We start from the raw sequence: 18431 nt of genomic DNA on the forward strand, positions 1-18431 counted from the left end.
TGCTACCAAAAAGGACGCTTGAGGACGGCGCGCATTCTATCAAATGGCGCGCCGGACTGCCTAGTTATTTTCAACCGGTTGGTAGCTGCTGACTTTGAGCTTCGGCACTTGCGCCAATTGCTGCAACTCCGTCAACTTTGCTTCGAGTTGGTCCCTTTTTAGATCAGGCCCCACCAGCACACTAACCATGGTCACACCCTGACTGTTAACGATTTTACGGGTAAACGCATTATGGCCGGCAGCCTTCAGTTTACTGACCAGAGCATTGGCATTCTGCTCTTTACCAAAGGATCCGACTTTCACCACAAACGCAGCCTTTGATAATGGCTTTTCTACTTTGACTTCAGCAGGTTTTTCTGCAACTGAGGGTCCCGTTGTGGTTATTTCTGCCGGTAACGTGTCTGCAGGCAACGTTGCCGCCTGCACGTTGCCGCCAGCTGCTACAGCTGCTTGCGTGGTCGCTGATTGAGGTGTTGTGGACGGCTGCGTCGATGATTGCACTGTCGTCGCTGCCGGTGTCATTGTGGTTGGCTCCGGATCTGTCTGACCGGCGGCTGCATTTATCTCGCCCGCTGACAAATCAGGCTCTGCGACTTTTACATCGCCTGATACCGGCGCATCCAGTGGCTGGCTATTATCAGTGACTGGAGCCATCGCGGTATTTTTTGCGGCCTGATGCTGGTCCTGACTAAACACCGCAGGCTTCGCAACTTCGGCAAACTCCGGGCGCTCGGGGATGGCTTTAAAATCGTCTTTATTGACCTGCTTCTGACCATCTAACAAATCTGGCAAGAACACTACGGCGGCGACAACCAAAATGGCACTGCCAATCAGCCGGTTGGTAAAAACTGCTGTCATACATTTTCCTGTGGCCACAGGTTCAGCATGGCGCTGACTGTGACAAAAGATCCAAAGACTACAAATAACTCGTCGGCAGACGCCGCTTCGATGCAGGCTAACACATCGGACAACTGCCGATATTGACAGCTTTGTTCAGTCGCTGGCAAGGCCTGCTGCAGCAGATCACTGCCTGCGCCGCGGACTCCCGGCAGTGACACCAGATGCCAGCGCCAGGAATTCCCGCAGAAGGCAACCAGCGCTTCGCGGATATCCTTGTCTTTTAACATGCCAACAACCAGATGGATCTGACTATATTGATCAGCCAACTGGTCCAGCGCTGCCGCCAGATAGCGCGCAGACTGCGGATTGTGTGCGACATCCAGCAGAATGGCTGGTTGGCGGCTCAGCCACTGCATGCGCCCGGCCAGCGTGAGCTGCTGCAATACGGTCCGGATCACCGATTCTGCCGGCAGTGCGTTTAACAACGCGAGTGTTGTCAGCGCTGTCGCCACATTCTGAACCGGCACCGCCGGCGCAGGCAATGCCAGCAACTGGCTTGCGCCGAAGTACCAATCAAACTGCTGGCCATGTTGTTCGAACCTAAAATCGCGCCCCGCACACATCAGCCTGGCACCCAGATCCGCAGCCACCGTTGCTACAGACTGCGGCATCTGCAGTTCACCGACCACGGCATAACGGCCACTGCGAAATACACCGGCTTTTTCCCTGCCTATTGTTTCGCGATCGTTGCCGAGCCAGTCCTGATGATCTAAATCGACAGTGGTGACAATACTGAGTTCCGGATCAACAATATTGGTCGCATCCAACCGACCGCCAAGCCCGACCTCAATCAGGCAAAAATCTGGTGCCTGCTGCTTCAGGATGGCAAAAGCGGCCAATGTGGTGAACTCAAAATAAGTCAGCGCAACATCCAGACGCAGCGCTTCCACCTGACGCAGTCCGTCGACCCACAGTTGATCACCCACATCGGTACCGTTCAGGCGCAAACGCTCATTAAACTGCAATAGATGCGGCGAGCTGTAAACACCGACACTGAATCCCTGCGCCAGCAACAGCTGTTCCAGCGTGCGGGCTGTGGTGCCTTTGCCATTGGTACCGGCGATCAGGATCACTCGCCCGGGCAATTGTTGCAAAGCGCCACGACTGGCGACCTGCGACACCCGGCCAAGGCCAAGCTCAATTTTTTCAATAGGATGGGATTGTTCGATATAACAAAGCCAATCGGCCAGGCTTTGGCACGATTGGCTTTGCAGTACAGATGTTGAAGTCATAACGCCTTAAGCGACGCGATGCTCCTGGTCCGGAGCCGGCAACCGCATGAATTTTGCTACTAATCGCGCAATTGTATCGCGCATTTGCCGACGGTCAACAATCATGTCGATGGCGCCATGTTCCAGCAGGAACTCACTGCGCTGGAAACCTTCCGGCAGCTTTTCGCGGACGGTCTGCTCAATCACGCGCGGACCAGCAAATCCAATCAGCGCCTTCGGCTCGCCAATATTGACATCACCCAGCATTGCCAGCGACGCCGAGACGCCACCCATGGTCGGGTCCGTTAACACGGAAATGTATGGCAGGCCGGCTTCACTCAGTTTCGCCAGCGCCGCACTGGTTTTAGCCATTTGCATCAGCGAGAACAGCGCTTCCTGCATCCGTGCGCCGCCCGATGCCGAGAAACAAATAAACGGAATTTTGTGCTCCAGCGCAAACTCAACGCCTTTGACAAACTTAGCACCAACCACAGATGCCATCGAACCGCCCATAAACTCGAACTCAAAGCTGGCAGCGACGACAGGCATACCTCTGAGTGAACCACGCATCACCACCATGGCATCTTTTTCGTTGGTATCTTTTTGTGCAGCAACAATGCGGTCTTTGTAGCGTTTACTGTCTTTAAATTTCAGAATGTCCTGAGGTTCCAGCTCTGCAGCCAATTCAACCGTCGTGTTGACATCAAAAAACTGGGTGAGGCGGGTCCGGGCACTGATCCGCATGTGATGATCACATTTTGGACAGACGCCTAACTGGCGATCCAAATCCGCTTTATATAAGACTGCGTCACAAGCGGTGCATTTAGTCCAGACCCCTTCCGGAATGTTGCGACGGGCAGACGACGAGGTGCGGGGCAGGATTTTTTCTAACCAACTCATAAGAATTCCTATATCTGACTGCGCTTATAATTCTGTGCAGTTGTGCTGAATTTAACAGAAATTCAGCGAAATTGAGGCAAACGGCGGTTATTAAAACACAAAGCCCATACGCAGAATACCAAAAACTGGTCTTAGTAGTTGAGATGCCGGCTCGATGGACCGGCAGGTTGGACCGGATTAATTCACTGAAGTTCAGTGAATTAATCCGGTAAAAACAACGGGCCTAACGCCGTCTTCGGTATTTCAAAATGCGCTGGATAATCGACATCGACCAGATATAGACCTTCCGCTTTAGCGGTTGCCGCGGCGAGCGTGCGATCTTTAGCGGCCAATAACTCTGCGATCCATTCCGGCGGACGACGCCCCATGCCCACTTCCAGCAGGCTACCGGTAATGTTGCGAACCATATGATGTAAAAAGGCATTGGCTTTGATATCAAGCACGATGAAATTACTATAGCGGCTGATCTGCAAATGCATCACATTACGAAACGGCGTATTGGACTGACACTGAATGGCACGAAACGACGAAAAATCCTGTTCACCTAACAGTGCCGGCGCAGCTGCCTGCATTAATGAAACATCAATATCCTGATGATAATGGCTCAGGCCGGCACCAAGAATGGCCGGTCGAAATTTGTGGTTATAAATGACATACCGATAACGCCGTGCTGTTGCGGAAAAACGCGCATGAAAGTCATCGGACACTGGTTTCGCCCAGCGCACTGCGATCCCTTGCGGCAAGTTTGAATTGGCCCCCATGATCCAACCGCGCATATCACGCTTGGCATCGGTGTCAAAATGAATGACCTGCCCGGTGCCATGAACACCAGCGTCGGTGCGACCGGCACAAAAAATCTCAACGGGCGCATTGGCAACCTGACTCAGCGCTTTTTCCAGCTCGCCCTGAACACTGTTGACTTCACGCTGACGTTGCCAGCCAAAATAACCGGTACCGTCGTACTCAATCCCCATCGCAATGCGCATATAGCCTCCCGGTTAAGCGGCGGCGAGTATACCAAAGCGGTCAGATTGCAGCAAAACATGCACGACTGCCTGAGCAGCAAACCCCATCCTCTTTGCAATAGCCTGCATTTGACTGCGCTATTTGGAGTTCACTAGAGTTAACGCTGACAGTTTGGCATCCTGGAACTACGCGGTGCCAATCTGGCAACTCTGAAAACAAAAAAAGCGCCGTAGCGCTTTTTTATTTTTAACCAGATGCTGACATCAGGACACCAGGCCAGAAGCCTCTTGCTTGACATGCGCCGGCGCATCCGATGCCATGATTTCTTTAATTAAGTGATTGGCGCTGTCAGCATCGCCAATTTCGATGTATGCACGAACCAAGTCGAGCTGACCGGCAAATCCGGCATCGGCGTGATCGACATCACCCGCTTCATCTGCGGCAATCAAATCCTCAAAATCAGCCAAACCCACATCAATATTCAGTGCGCGTGGCTCGGCATCATGCTCAGTCTGATCTTCAGTTGCCGCCAGCAATTTGTCGATATTGACGAAATCAGGCAACCCAACAGCATCATCATCTGCACTGTAACGGCTCTGGCTTTGTTGCAGTGCTTCCAATTCTGCCAGCACTTCGGCAGCTTTATTCTGATCGGTCTGCGGATCTGCTACCGGCGTGACATAATCGTCTAAACCAGACAACAACTCATCGAAATTGACGTCTTCAAGATCGGCCAATGACTCTTGTTCGGCGCTGGATTCCGCCAGCATCAGGTCCAACGCTTCGTCCGAATCTTCCGTCGATATTTGCTGCAGGTCGTTTTCGTCCAGCTGCAGATCCGGGTATTCGTCTAATACCTTACTTGGCCGTTCAACCGAAGAGAGTCCTTCAAACACCCGGGCGACAGAGTTATCATCCGTTTGTTGCAGGTCGGGCATTCCGGTTTGGTCATCTTCTAAATCTGCAAACTCAGACAAATATTCAGTCTCAGCAGCAGATTCAGCCGCTAATTCAGCTTCTTGCTGGTTGGATGGATGATCGTCGAGTAACAGCTCTTCGATATCAATAAAATCGTGGGGATCAACATCATCTGGTGCAAAGATGTCTGATGTTGGCAAATCAACCGGCGTGGCGATATTGGTTTCCGTCGGTTGGGTCGCGTCAGCATCGTCGCTCAACATCGCGCTGACGTCAGCCACACTGATCTCTGCTTCAGCAAAATCTGCACTTGCCAGCGCCAGCGCCTCATCGGGTAGCTCCAGTTCGGCCAGTTGCGCTTTGGATTGCTGCGACTGCGCGCGGATCTCGGCCACTTCATTCAGGATCTCATCGAGCTCGTCAATCAACCCTGCTTCGTCTTCTGCAGCCATCAAATCGTCTGCATCAAACTCATCATTGACCCCGTTGACATTCCCGGCATCAAACGTAGCGTGCTGACTGGTTCCTGCGTCGACGTTTTCAGCTAATTGTTCGTCGGCCAGTGACTCAGCAAAGGCCTCTAACTCCGAACTATCATACTGTCCGCCATCAACGTCAGTATCTGGCTCAGTATCCGGTAACAAATGTGCTTCGACTGATGGCTCCACCGTCCCCGGCGCCGCCTCAGCCTGAGTCATTGCCAGCAGGGAATCGATATCAAAATCATCGTCATCAGTGACGGGCGGCGGAGCCGGATTGGCGGCAGGTGCCGGAGTCGCGGCCTGAGTCTGAGCAACCAGCGCATCAATATCAAAGTCATCGGTATCCAGCGCCAATGTGCTGGCAGGCGTTGGTTCATCGCCTGGTAAATCCAGTTCAATCTCTTCGAGCAACTCATCGGATTCTGCCGCTTCGGCTGCGGCATAGGCTAATGCGGCTGCAGACACGGCAGGATCTGGCAATATGTCGTCCGGCTCTGCCGCGACAACTGGTGCAGCCGCTTGTTGCGCTGCCATCGCCTGATTAAATATCGCATCCGGATCTTCGTCATCATCCACCAGATTATCAAATAATGAGCTCAGCTCATTACCCGACAGTATATTATTCGGATCAAAGGCTTGTTTCGCTTCGAATTCTGGCTCGTCGACAGCCAGCAGGTTACTCAGTGCATCGCCAGCCAGAATATTGTCCGGGTCAAATGGTTCGGCCTTTGCCGGAGCAGGACTACTGATATCCAACGGATCATCGAGTAAATCGTCCAGATCAAATGCACTGGCAGTTTTCCCGGTATCGTTGCCAAGGTCGAGATGATCATCCAGTAAGTCATCATCAGCAAAGCTGCTAACCGCTGATTTTCGCACGGGCCGGTCAAAGTCATCGTCCAGCCGGATCCCGCTACTCAGATTGTCATTGAGTAATGAATCATCCAGATTGATCAGGCTGCTTTCATCAAAGTCCAGACTGTCATCGAGTGGCGGCAGTGGTGAACGATAGTTCGGATCGAGTGCTGGCGTTGCTGTGGCAGCTGAAACCACTGCGGCCGCTTTCTGACTCTTACGGCGGATCAAAAAGACAACACCAAGCAGGATCATTGCAGCAGGCAATGCTGCCGCGAGGATCCATCCGGCCGGACTATTGGCAAGATTTTGCCATGTTTCGGCAAAGTTAAACCCTTCCTGCTGTTTGCGGATTTGTTCGCGCTGCTGTTCGAGCATTTCACTTTGTTGCGCCAACAACTGCTGTAACTGTGTTTGGATCTCGCTGTCTTTATCCAGCTGTTGTTTCACACCAGATAGCTGAGTGACAACAGTATCGAGCTGTTTCTTCAGTGCGGTATTTTCCTGCACTATAGTTTCAACATTGGCCATCGATGAACCAAGCCGATCGCGTAAATCGGACATCTGCTCAGTTTGCTGCGCTTCGACCCGATTCAGCTCGTCGGTGATTTCTTGTTGCGCTTTGGCGATATCGACTTGTTTTGCAGAATGATCTTCCGGTTTTTGCTGGGCAGCCTTGCGGATTTTTTCGGCCCAAATCCGGTCATCATTTTCAGATTTACGCTGCGCCATGGCCGGATCAACAGCCAGAATGTCGCGAATGCCGGGCACTTCAAGGAAAGCGCCTGGTTTGAGATGATTAAAGTTGTCGTCGAGGAAAGCGTCCGGATTGTTCTGATACAGCGCGAACATCATCTGATACATATTGACGCGTTTGTCCGGCCGGGCCTGTTCCGCCAGCCGCCACAAAGTATCCTGCGCAGACAAAGGTCCAAGCCGGGTGACCGCCGGTGTATCAAATTCTTTTGGACCGCGTAAGCGCGCCGTCGATTCAGCCCAGGCCGCCGTCATAAAATTGACGGTGAACAGAATGAGCAAAATTCGCATCAGAAGCATGCAATATTCCCTAACAACCATTGGATCCAGCCAAATGCCCACTGCATCCGGCCTGAACGCCTGAGTGCTGTATCCGCCATTGGATATAGTCGCTCTGCAAACAATGTTCCACATTTTAAGTGTTTGCAGCCAGATTCTAAACCAGATTGGCAAAAAGATGCAGGCTAAGTGCCGGGTTCCTGTTGCCACGCGTCTCACCCAACCACTCAAACTCTATCGGACTCCTACCATTTAACAAAAATCGATAAATCAGCGGATGGTGAAAAAACTGCCACAGCAACGCCAAATAAAAAAGGCCCCGCAGGGCCTTTTCGAACATCGCAGCGATTACAAATAATCGCGGATTAGGTGTTCAGCGATTTGAATACTGTTAGTAGCAGCACCCTTGCGCACGTTGTCTGCGACGACCCACAGGTTTAACCCGTGATCGTGTGACAAGTCTTTGCGGATCCGACCAACAAACACATCGTCCTGACCCTGTGCATGGCTGACCTGCGTCGGGAATTCTGCATTGTCTTCCAGCAACACCACACCTGGCGCCTGCGCCAGTAAGGCTTTGACTTCCTCGACGCTGATTGGCGAGCGGGTTTCGATATGCACCGCTTCCGCATGACCGTAAAACGCCGGCACGCGCACCGCTGTTGCATTCACAGAAATGCTGTCATCACCCATGATCTTCTGGGTTTCCCAATGCATTTTCATTTCTTCTTTGGTGTAGCCGTTATCCATGAACACGTCGATTTGCGGAATGACGTTAAAAGCGATCTGACGCGAAAATTTACCGGTGGTTTCAATCGGACGACCGTTTAACAGTTGTGCAGTTTCTGCAGCCAGCGCTTCAATGCCCTGCTGGCCAGCACCGCTGACCGATTGATAAGTCGCCACATTGACCCGGGTGATACCGACGGCATCATGGATTGGCTTTAATGCCACCAGCATCTGAATAGTTGAACAGTTTGGGTTGGCGATAATGTTACGGTTGCGATAATCCGCAATCGCATGCGCATTGACTTCAGGCACGACTAAAGGAATATCGGCTTCGTAACGGTAATGCGAGGTATTGTCGATGACAATACAACCGGCATCTGCGGCCTTTGGCGCGTAAACCGCCGACACACTGCCGCCGGCTGAGAACAAACCAATTTGGGCTTTGGTCCAGTCAAAGGTCTCAGCATCCAGTACTTCTACCTGTTTACCATGAAAAGTCACTGTGCCACCGGCAGAGCGTTTACTGGCCAATGGGTAAAGATTGCGTACCGGAAAATCGCGCTGCTGCAGAATCTCGATCAAATGCTGACCGACCAAACCTGTAGCGCCTAATACTGCGACGTCAAATTGCTGAGCCATGTGGTTTGTTCCCCTTTATTTCTGGCTAAAACCTAAACGAATTAAATAATCGGGTACCTGCCCCTGCAGGCACACTGAGCTGAATTCCCGCCGTGGCGGGTAGGTCTTTCTGAGCCAGTCAAACCCGTGCGTGACCAGATGTTGCCGAAACAGCGCATCGTCACGCCGGACATCATATAACATACGGCAGAGATTTTGGACATCTAAAAGTCTAAAATTTGGCGAAATTTGCAGCTTTTCTATCGCACCTGCCGGTAAAAACCGGGCCAGTGTCTGAGTCGGGGCAATACCGAGCAGTTGGCAAACCGACTGATATAGCATTTCAGTGCCCCGGGCTTTGCCTTCCACACTGTGACCAGCGATGTGCGCAGTGGCAATATCACAATACGGTAGCAGGGCTTGTTCAATCGCCGGCTCGTTTTCCCACACATCCAGAAACAAGGGCCGGCGCACGCCGGCACGCGCTTGCGCCAACAGCGCCTGGTTGTCCACCACTTCGCCGCGGCAGGCGTTAATCAACGCTGTCGTGGCCGGCAAAGCCGCCAGCCGGTTTGCATCTAATAAATGAAAAGTCGGATAAGCGCCACCACGCACCAGTGGCACGTGCAGGCTGACTACATCAGCGCTGGCTAACAAGGTATCGAGGTCAAGATGCGGGAAATCGGCCTCTACTGCTCGCAGCGGGTCATTTTGCAGCACGGTCAGGCCAAGTGCCTGTAATGCGGCAACCAGTCGTTTGCCGATTTGGCCGACGCCGACCACACCGACAGTGAAGTCTGTCAGCGCTTTATCCTGTTGCTCTGCCAAGATAAACAGGCAACTCAGCACATATTCCACCACGGACTGGGCATTGCAACCCGGTGCGTTGGTATGAACAATGCCACGCGCTTGCAGATAAGCCAGATCCAGATGATCGGTGCCGATGGTGGCCGTGCCGACAAAGCGAAGGTTGGGATTGGCATCGAGCAAGGCCGCATTCACTTTCGTGACCGAGCGCACCAGCAGGATGTCGGCATCTGTAAGTTCAGCTGCTTGAACATTGCGACCGGAGAACAAAGTAACATCCCCCAGTTCGGCGAAAAACTCCCGGGCCAGCGGCATATTGTCATCGGCGTAAATCTTCATCGGAAACTCCATCAATGGCGGGCCGCAAAGGACGGCTGCCAAAAGCTGAACAGGCCTGAACTGGGCCGCATTCTATGTCAGAACGCCGACACTGCGCCATGCAGTCAGCAGATTTCACCCGGCCAGAATAGACAAAGCCACCCGCAGGTGGCTTTATGACAACAACTTATCGTGGTTTAGCCGTTAAACTTTTGCATCACCAGCGTCGCGTTGGTGCCGCCAAAGCCAAAGCTGTTCGACATCACGGTATTTAACGTCGCCGCTGTTGGTTTCGTGATGATGTTCAGGCCTTCCGCCGCAGCGTCGAGCTCACCGATATTGATCGAAGGCGCGATAAAGCTATGTTCCATCATCAGCAGTGAATAAATCGCTTCATGCACACCCGCAGCACCGAGCGCGTGGCCCGTCATCGCCTTGGTCGCGCTGATCGCCGGGCTCTTCCCGCCAAAAACTTGCTGGATAGCACCCAGTTCTTTTACATCACCGACCGGCGTACTGGTGCCGTGGGTGTTCAGGTAATCGATTGGTGCTTTGACATCGGCCAGAGCCATTTGCATACAACGAACGGCGCCTTCGCCGCTCGGTGCGACCATGTCATAACCATCTGAAGTCGCGCCATAACCAACCACTTCTGCATAGATCTTGGCGCCACGGGCTAAAGCATGTTCCAGCTCTTCAATCACCAGAATGCCACCACCACCGGAGATGACAAAACCATCGCGGTTCGCATCATAAGTCCGTGAAGCCTGAGTTGGTGTTTCGTTGTATTTGCTCGACAAGGCGCCCATCGCATCAAATTCCATCGCCAGAGTCCAGTGCACTTCTTCACCGCCGCCGGCGAAAATCACGTCTTGCTTACCCAGCTGGATCAGTTCAACCGCATGACCAATACAATGCGCGCTGGTGGCGCAGGCAGAACTAATCGAATAGTTTACGCCTTTGATTTCAAATGGTGTGGCCAGACAAGCTGAACAAGTCGATGACATGGTTTTTGGCACCGCATAAGGGCCAACCCGCTTGACGCCTTTTTCACGCAGAATATCTGCGGCTTCAATTTGGGTTTTTGATGAAGCACCGCCAGAGCCCACGACCAAACCGGTACGTGGATTGGAGACTTGCTCTGGCGTTAAACCTGAATCTGCAATGGCCTGTGCCATCGAGATGTATGCATATGCTGCAGCGTCGCCCATAAAACGCAACGCTTTGCGGTCAATCAGAGCAGCAGTGTCAATATTGATTTGACCCCAGACCTGAGAACGCAGCCCAAAATCGGCAAATTCCTGCGCAAAGCTGATGCCGGAACGGCCTTCCTGTAATGAGGCCAATACTTCTGCTTTGTTGTTACCGATACTTGAAACTATGCCCAATCCGGTGATTACCGCTCTTTTCATTCTGACTCCAGCGTAAAAAATAGTTTTCGCGGCCATTGTACGGGCTTTTTTCCGCCAACTGGTCCAATTTCAGCGCACAGTTGTACACTCACCTGCTCACACTATTAGCCGCCAGCATGACAAACAAGTTAAAATACGCCCATTCGTGCAATTTTTTTCTGATTACGGGCTTTTTGATGAGTCAGATCCAACCCGCCACGTTACGTTACAACGAACAAGGCACGCCGGTTTCCAATGTGTTTGACGACGTCTATTTCTCTAACGAAAGCGGGCTCGACGAAACTCAGTTTGTGTTTTTGCACAACAATCAACTACCAGAGCGCTGGCATCAGCTACCTAAGCGCTGTTTCCATGTGATCGAAACCGGTTTTGGTACCGGTTTGAATTTTCTGGTGTGCTGGCAGGCGTTTCGACAGTTTCGCGCTGCGCATCCTGCAGCGCACTGCCAGCAGCTGCATTTTTCCACTTTCGAAAAATACCCTCTCACTCTCAGTGATTTGACGCAGGCGTTAACCGCCTGGCCGAGTCTGGCTGCGCTTGTCGCTGAGCTGTTAGCGCAATACCCAAGGCCTTTTGCCGGCTGCCACCGGCTACAGTTTGATCAAGGCACTGTCACACTGGATGTATGGCTTGGCGATATCAAAGACAATCTGCCGGCCTTGCCGCTGGCCAACCTGGCTGACGCCTGGTTTCTGGACGGTTTTGCCCCGAGCAAAAACCCGGATATGTGGCAGGACAGCTTGTTTAGCGGCATGGCACGACTTAGTGGCCCGGGCACGACAGTGGCGACCTTCACCAGTGCGGGCATTGTCCGGCGTGGCCTGCAAAGTGCCGGTTTTCAGGTAAAGAAAGTCAAAGGATTTGGCCGTAAACGCGAAATGGCGGTTGGTGTTATCGCTGCAGAAGCTACAGCTCCGGCACTACCAGTCTCAGATGACATCATCACACTGGTTGGTGGAGGTATTGCAGCCATTTTAACGGCATTAGCTTTGGTGCAGCGCGGTCGTCAGGTTCGTTTGCTTTGTAAAGACGATACTATTGCCCAAGGCGCTTCCCATAACCGGCAAGGTGCCTTATATCCACAACTGCAAACCAGCTTCAGCCCGGTCTCCCGTTTTCATGCCAGTGCTTATAGCTTTGCCAGCCGGCGTTATCGGGAGTTATTGCAATGGTTTGATTTTCCGCAGCAATTTTGTGGCGTGTTAACACTGGCCTGCACCGAAGCACTGGCGCTGCGTCAGTCAAAAATCCAGCAGGAAAGCGCCTGGCCGGTTGGTTTTTTTCAGGCGTTAGACGCACAAGGCTGTAGCGATATTGCCGGACTCAAGCTGCCGTATCAGGGGTTATTTTATCCCGATGGCGGCTGGATCGCACCGCAGCGTTTTTGTCAGGCCGCGCTTGAGTGGCTGATGCAACAGCCTCAGTTTAGTTTTTGCGCCAGTACCGAAGTTCTGGCTTTGCATCGCGTTGATGAAGGATGGCACCTCGACACTTCAACAGGCCATATCCGCAGCCGTCAGCTGGTGCTTTGTAATGGCGTCGACCTAACGCAATTTGCGCCTACCCGTCATTTGCCACTGAATCAAGTGCGTGGCCAGGTGTCGCATGTCCGCGCCCCCCAGATGGCATCGCTGCGCACTGTGATTTGTCATCAGGGCTATATCACGCCGGCAGACACAGCAGAATATGCCACAGAGCATTGTGTTGGCGCCACTTTTGACCGGACGAGCCGCGATACCCTGACAACAGCAGCCGACGATGCCGTCAATCTGGCTCTGGTCAATACCGTGTTACAACAACCCGCGTGGTTCGCCGATGCAGCTGTACAATCGGCAAAAACCGGCTTGCGCGCGACGGTGCCGGACCATCTGCCGATCGCCGGTGAAGTGGCTGAAAATTTGTATGTGCTGGGTGGGCTTGGCGCCCGTGGATTGTTGTTTGCACCGCTGTTGGCCGAACACTTGGCTGCTGGTTTGTGTCGGCAACCGTTACCGCTGCCAGACGAGTTACAGCAGCTGGTCAGCGCTGCGCGTTTTAATAAATTACGGGTTGCGCTCTAGATCAAAAAAGCCCTGCATCTTCAGGGCTTTTTTGCAGATGCCTATGCAGAATTTACAACCGTGGCGCTTCAGCACGCACCAGCTGCACCACCGCACGGCGGTTGGTGGCCCGGCCACGAGACGTGTCATTTGGCGCGACATGCCGCTTCTCACCAAACCCTTCTGTGCGGATCACTTTTTCATCAATACCAGCAGTCACCAAAAAGGCTTTTAACGCTTTGGCTCTTTTACGCGATAACTCGTCGTTAATCCAGCGGCCACCGTAGCTGTCGGTATAAGTGTCAATATCGACCGACGCAATGGCTTTGTCATGTTTCAGATATTCCGCAATTTGTTGCAAACGGGCTTCTGATTCGCGCGTCAACGCATCACTGTTGCTCTGATAATTAAGTACAGTTAAAGCGATATCATCAAAAGTAAAACGCAACAAGCCGGACATGCATTGACTGAATTGCTGATATGGCATGCCAAAATGGATCGGATTGAGCTGCGCAGAAATTTTGTCAAAAGGACTGTACCAGTCGTCAAAATAAAAGGTCGGACTGAAGCCTTGTTCAAGTTCTGTCAGCATGGTCCAGGCCTGCTGCTTGGGTAAATCGCCATCAAACTGCTTTAACAGCTTCAGATCCGCCAGCGCTTTCGCCTGCTCGCCTGCGCGCCAGCTCGGTGGCACCGATAACACTTCCGCCAGACTATAACTATCCGGTTGACGCTGCATTTTTAATTGAAATAACAGGTTTGATTCTTTATTGGCAGTACTGACAAAACGCGCCTCACCGAATTGCGGAATCGCATGCACCAGTTCGCAGCGCAGCGCTGTGGCAGTCTTCACCGACCAGGCAGAATTATCCAATGTGGCAGTATATTGCCGCACATTTTGCCGGTTGATTGCCGCTTCACTGCCGCTGACCATCGTCAGCGCGCATAGCACACCACAAAGTTTTTTTGCTGCATTCATAAGTCAGTTACCAATAAACTGGTGAAGATCCAGATACTTCGCCGGCATCTCTGCGGACGCAGCAGTGGTTTGTTACGCCCTGTTTCAACTTGAACATGCGCCCACGACACCGTTGCTGTCAAAACAATTAGCAAAGCCTGTGCCGACAGCAAGACGAAGTGCATTTTTTTTGGCATACTGCGGCTCTTTTTTTGACTGGATCCTGCCGATGAGCCAGACCACGACACTTTTTGCCCAACGCTTCCGCGGCTATTATCCGGTCGTTATTGACGTCGAAACTGCTGGTTTTAACGCCCAAACCGATGCGCTGTTAGAGATCGCTGCCAGCACACTGAAAATGGACGAACAGGGTTTTCTGAGCATAGATCAGACCGTGCATTTCCATGTCGAGCCCTTTGAAGGCTCAGTACTGAACCCCAGCTCGCTGGCGTTCAACGGTATAGATCCTTTTAATCCGCTGCGCGGCGCTGTAGACGAACGCGAAGCACTGACGGAAATGTTCAAAGTGATCCGCAAAGGTCAGAAAGATGCCGGTTGTCAGCGTGCCGTGCTGGTAGCGCACAATGCGGCTTTTGATCAGGGGTTTTTAAATGCGGCGGTTGAGCGTAATAACATTAAGCGTTCGCCGTTTCATGCCTTTGTCTCCTTTGATACCACTACGCTGGCGGCGCTGGCGCTGGGACAGACTGTCTTAGCAAAAGCATGTCAGGCAGCGGGCATCCCGTTTGACGGTAAAGAAGCGCATAGCGCTTTGTATGATACGGAGCGGACGGCTGAGTTATTCTGCCATATTGTCAATCGCTGGCAGCAATTGGGCGGCTGGCCGCCGCCATTTTTCGGCAATGACGCCGAAACGGATGATGCCGAAACCGAATAAGCCTGAAAACAACAAAACCGCCGCGGCGGTTTTGTTTTATCTGCAGTGCAAGTTTATTCTGCGCTGTCGTCTGTTTTGTATTTCGCGGCGGTTTCTTTGATCAACGGCTGTAATTCACCACGCTGAAACATTTCCAGCATAATGTCACAACCACCGACCAGCTCGCCTTCTACCCACAGCTGCGGGAACGTTGGCCAGTTGGCATAAGCAGGTAACTCAGCACGAATATCCGGGTTTTGCAGAATATCTACAAAGGCGAACGGCTCACCACAAGCGATCAGCGCCTGTGAAGCCTGTGCCGAAAAACCACAGCTTGGCAGTTTTGGCGAACCTTTCATGTACAGAATGATTGGGTTATCCGCCAGTTGTTGTTTGATTTTGTCGATAGTTTCCATCAGGACCTCTGCAGCGACGATATGAAAAATTTTACGGCATTTTACCAAAGGAATTGTCTGTCGCCACTTGAGATCTGCTGAATTGCCCCAAAAACTAAGGCTGCAGAACAGAACATCAACGCGAGGCTGGCAATCGAATGATTGTGAAGACAATCAGCTGGTAAAACTTGAGTAATTTACTCGGGTTTTGTAGTCTACGCGATGCAGAACCACTAAACAACGCCGATGGAGAAATAGAATGGCTTTTGAATTACCAGCATTACCATATGCTAAAGACGCTTTAGCACCACACATTTCCGCTGAAACTCTGGAATTCCACCATGGCAAGCACCACAACGCTTACGTGGTAAAACTGAATTCCCTGATTGAAGGCACTGCATTCGCCGGTCAATCACTGGAAGACATCATCAAGACTTCAGAAGGCCCGGTTTTTAACAATGCCGCGCAAATCTGGAACCACACTTTTTACTGGCACTGCCTGTCACCACAAGGTGGCGGTGAACCAACCGGCGCTTTAGCTGATGCGATCAATGCCAAATGGGGTTCATTTGCAGCATTCCAGACTGCATTCAACGACAAAGCAGTAAACAACTTCGGTTCAAGCTGGACCTGGCTGGTGAAAAAAGCAGACGGCACTGTTGACCTGGTCAACACATCAAACGCCGGCACGCCACTGACCGACAGCAGCGTCACTGCCCTGCTGACTGTTGACCTGTGGGAACACGCTTATTACATCGATTTCCGTAATGCCCGCCCAACTTACCTGAACGCCTTCTGGACTCTGGTTAACTGGGAATTCGCCAGCGCGAACTTCGCCAAGTAACGAATCCTTGCCAGTTACAAAAAACCCGGCCTGTGCCGGGTTTTTTCTTTTCCGATCCGCGGTCATGTCTTCCCGTATCCCTGAACTACGCTTAGCGCAACAACGCTTTGGGTCAGCAGCAGCTCGTCGAAAATTGCAGATATTTCTTGTAATTAGAGCGGCGAGTTCAATTTTTCCTGTCTAACCTTTAAATGCTATCCGTTTTTCAGAGTTTTGTTTGTGGAGGTGCATTATGGGCATTTTTGAGCACTACAAGTCTCGTTACGAAGCAGCACGCGAAGAAGAGTACAGTATTTCGGAGTATCTCACGCTATGCAAAAACGACAAAAGTTGTTACGCCAGCGCCTCCGAGCGTCTACTGATGGCCATCGGTCAACCAGAATTTACTGATACCGCACAAGACCCCAAACTGAGCCGGTTGTTCTCCAACCGGGTCATCGCCCGCTATCCGGCCTTTTCCGAATTTTACGGCATGGAAGATGCGATTGAGCAAATCGTGTCTTACCTGAAACATTCGGCACAAGGTTTGGAAGAGCGTAAACAAATTCTGTATTTACTCGGCCCGGTCGGCGGCGGGAAATCATCACTGGCGGAAAAACTGAAATCACTGATGCAGCAGGTACCAGTTTATTATCTGAAAGGCTCACCGGTATATGACCACCCGCTGTGTCTGTTCGATTTAAACGAGGACGGCAATATCCTGCTGCAGGAATACGGTATTCCAAAACGTTACCTGAAAACCATTATGTCGCCCTGGGCCAGTAAACGGCTACACGAATTTAACGGCGATATCAGTCAGTTCCGTGTGGTGAAAAAATACCCGTCCATTTTGGACCAGGTCGCCATCGCCAAAACCGAACCCGGTGATGAAAACAATCAGGACATCGCCTCGCTCGTTGGGAAAGTCGATATCCGCATGCTCGAACATTTTGCCCAGAACGACCCGGACGCCTACAGCTACTCAGGTGCTTTATGCCGCGCCAATCAGGGCCTGATGGAATTTGTCGAGATGTTCAAAGCACCGATCAAAGTGCTGCATCCATTGCTGACCGCGACGCAGGAAGGCAATTACAACGGCACAGAAGGCCTCGCCGCGCTGCCATTTGAAGGCATTATTCTGGCGCACAGTAATGAGTCAGAATGGCAGACCTTCCGCAATAACAAGAACAACGAAGCGTTTCTGGATCGGGTTTATATCGTCAAAGTGCCGTATTGCCTGCGCATGTCAGAAGAAGTGCGGATTTATGAAAAACTGCTGGAGCACAGTGAGCTGAAAACCGCGCCCTGCGCACCAGGCACGCTGACCTCACTGGCGCAATTTGCGGTATTGTCACGGCTGAAAAATCCGGAAAACTCCAGCATGTACTCGAAGATGCGGGTTTATGACGGCGAAAGTCTGAAAGATACCGATCCCAAAGCCAAGTCATATCAGGAATATCGCGATTATGCCGGGGTCGATGAAGGCATGACCGGCCTGTCGACACGGTTTGCCTTTAAGATTTTGTCGCGGGTGTTCAACTTCGATAGTACCGAAGTCGCAGCCAATCCGGTGCATCTGTTTTATGTGCTCGAACAGCAGATTGAACGTGAGCAATTCCCGGCTGATGTGGCGGAGCGCTATCTGGAACATTTAAAAGGCTATCTAATCCCGAAATATGTCGAATTTATCGGCAAGGAAATCCAGACCGCTTACTTAGAAAGTTATTCAGAGTACGGGCAGAACATCTTCGATCGTTACGTGATCTATGCCGATTTCTGGATCCAGGACCAGGAATACCGCGATCCGGAAACCGGCCAGTTGTTTGACCGCTCCGCCCTCAATGCCGAACTGGAGAAAATTGAAAAACCAGCCGGGATCAGTAATCCGAAGGATTTTCGCAATGAAATCGTCAACTTTGTGCTGCGGGCCAAAGCAAAAAACAACGGCAAAAATCCGACCTGGACCAGCTATGAAAAACTGCGCACTGTGATCGAGAAAAAAATGTTCTCCAGCACTGAAGAGTTGCTGCCGGTAATTTCGTTTAATGCCAAAACCTCCACTGATGATCAGAAAAAACACGACGATTTTGTCGATCGGATGATGGAAAAAGGCTACACGCGCAAACAGGTCCGTTTGTTGTCTGAATGGTACCTGCGGGTCCGGAAGTCGCAATGAGGCTGTTGTTAA

General features: G+C 51.8%; 14 protein-coding genes. 4 read left to right on the forward strand and 10 right to left on the reverse strand.

What is annotated here, in order from left to right:
• Nucleotides 1-60: 60 nt before the first annotated feature.
• From ACQ66Q_RS08065 to fabB, 8 genes are all read right to left on the reverse strand, one after another.
• Nucleotides 61-858, reverse strand: coding sequence for an SPOR domain-containing protein (locus ACQ66Q_RS08065; protein ID WP_430456315.1), 798 nt, complete (start codon nucleotides 856-858; stop codon nucleotides 61-63).
• Nucleotides 855-2132, reverse strand: coding sequence for a bifunctional tetrahydrofolate synthase/dihydrofolate synthase (gene folC, locus ACQ66Q_RS08070; RefSeq protein ID WP_430456316.1), 1278 nt, complete (start codon nucleotides 2130-2132; stop codon nucleotides 855-857). The genes ACQ66Q_RS08065 and folC overlap by 4 nt, the downstream gene beginning before the upstream one ends.
• A gap of 6 nt (nucleotides 2133-2138) precedes the next feature.
• On the reverse strand, nucleotides 2139-3011 hold the full coding sequence (gene accD / locus ACQ66Q_RS08075; protein ID WP_377248028.1) for an acetyl-CoA carboxylase, carboxyltransferase subunit beta: 873 nt from the start codon (nucleotides 3009-3011) through the stop codon (nucleotides 2139-2141).
• Between the two features lie 200 nt (nucleotides 3012-3211).
• The gene (gene truA / locus ACQ66Q_RS08080; protein WP_430458544.1) at nucleotides 3212-3985 is read right to left on the reverse strand and encodes a tRNA pseudouridine(38-40) synthase TruA; all 774 of its coding nucleotides are present in this window, start codon (nucleotides 3983-3985) and stop codon (nucleotides 3212-3214) included.
• 255 nt (nucleotides 3986-4240) lie between these two features.
• The gene (locus ACQ66Q_RS08085; protein WP_430456317.1) at nucleotides 4241-7288 is read right to left on the reverse strand and encodes a FimV/HubP family polar landmark protein; all 3048 of its coding nucleotides are present in this window, start codon (nucleotides 7286-7288) and stop codon (nucleotides 4241-4243) included.
• A gap of 327 nt (nucleotides 7289-7615) precedes the next feature.
• On the reverse strand, nucleotides 7616-8635 hold the full coding sequence (locus ACQ66Q_RS08090; protein ID WP_430456318.1) for an aspartate-semialdehyde dehydrogenase: 1020 nt from the start codon (nucleotides 8633-8635) through the stop codon (nucleotides 7616-7618).
• A 15-nt stretch (nucleotides 8636-8650) separates the two neighbouring features.
• The gene (locus tag ACQ66Q_RS08095) at nucleotides 8651-9760 is read right to left on the reverse strand and encodes a 4-phosphoerythronate dehydrogenase (RefSeq protein WP_430456319.1); all 1110 of its coding nucleotides are present in this window, start codon (nucleotides 9758-9760) and stop codon (nucleotides 8651-8653) included.
• A gap of 176 nt (nucleotides 9761-9936) precedes the next feature.
• A complete protein-coding gene (gene fabB, locus ACQ66Q_RS08100) occupies nucleotides 9937-11151 on the reverse strand; it encodes a beta-ketoacyl-ACP synthase I (protein ID WP_377248043.1) in 1215 nt (404 codons plus the stop codon).
• 176 nt (nucleotides 11152-11327) lie between these two features.
• Between fabB and mnmC the strand changes: the two genes are divergently transcribed.
• Complete coding sequence (gene mnmC / locus ACQ66Q_RS08105; protein WP_430456320.1) at nucleotides 11328-13211, forward strand: bifunctional tRNA (5-methylaminomethyl-2-thiouridine)(34)-methyltransferase MnmD/FAD-dependent 5-carboxymethylaminomethyl-2-thiouridine(34) oxidoreductase MnmC; 1884 nt, start codon at nucleotides 11328-11330, stop codon at nucleotides 13209-13211.
• A 52-nt stretch (nucleotides 13212-13263) separates the two neighbouring features.
• Here mnmC and ACQ66Q_RS08110 read toward each other — a convergent pair whose 3' ends face one another.
• Entirely contained in the window at nucleotides 13264-14169 is a 906-nt protein-coding gene (locus ACQ66Q_RS08110) for a flagellar protein MotY (RefSeq protein ID WP_430456321.1), read from the reverse strand.
• A 208-nt stretch (nucleotides 14170-14377) separates the two neighbouring features.
• Between ACQ66Q_RS08110 and rnt the strand changes: the two genes are divergently transcribed.
• Entirely contained in the window at nucleotides 14378-15046 is a 669-nt protein-coding gene (rnt, locus tag ACQ66Q_RS08115) for a ribonuclease T (protein WP_430456322.1), read from the forward strand.
• A 53-nt stretch (nucleotides 15047-15099) separates the two neighbouring features.
• Here the strand turns inward: rnt and ACQ66Q_RS08120 are convergent, their stop codons facing one another.
• Nucleotides 15100-15441, reverse strand: coding sequence for a Grx4 family monothiol glutaredoxin (locus ACQ66Q_RS08120; protein ID WP_430456323.1), 342 nt, complete (start codon nucleotides 15439-15441; stop codon nucleotides 15100-15102).
• 238 nt (nucleotides 15442-15679) lie between these two features.
• Here ACQ66Q_RS08120 and ACQ66Q_RS08125 point away from each other — a divergent pair, with 238 nt between their 5' ends.
• Together ACQ66Q_RS08125 and ACQ66Q_RS08130 are read left to right on the forward strand one after the other, a co-directional pair.
• Entirely contained in the window at nucleotides 15680-16264 is a 585-nt protein-coding gene (locus ACQ66Q_RS08125) for a Fe-Mn family superoxide dismutase (RefSeq protein WP_430456324.1), read from the forward strand.
• 232 nt (nucleotides 16265-16496) lie between these two features.
• The gene (locus ACQ66Q_RS08130; RefSeq protein ID WP_430456325.1) at nucleotides 16497-18419 is read left to right on the forward strand and encodes a PrkA family serine protein kinase; all 1923 of its coding nucleotides are present in this window, start codon (nucleotides 16497-16499) and stop codon (nucleotides 18417-18419) included.
• Nucleotides 18420-18431 lie beyond the last annotated feature (12 nt).

The organism is Rheinheimera sp. (genome assembly GCF_965283995.1).
In the GTDB taxonomy this organism is placed as follows: domain Bacteria; phylum Pseudomonadota; class Gammaproteobacteria; order Enterobacterales; family Alteromonadaceae; genus Pararheinheimera.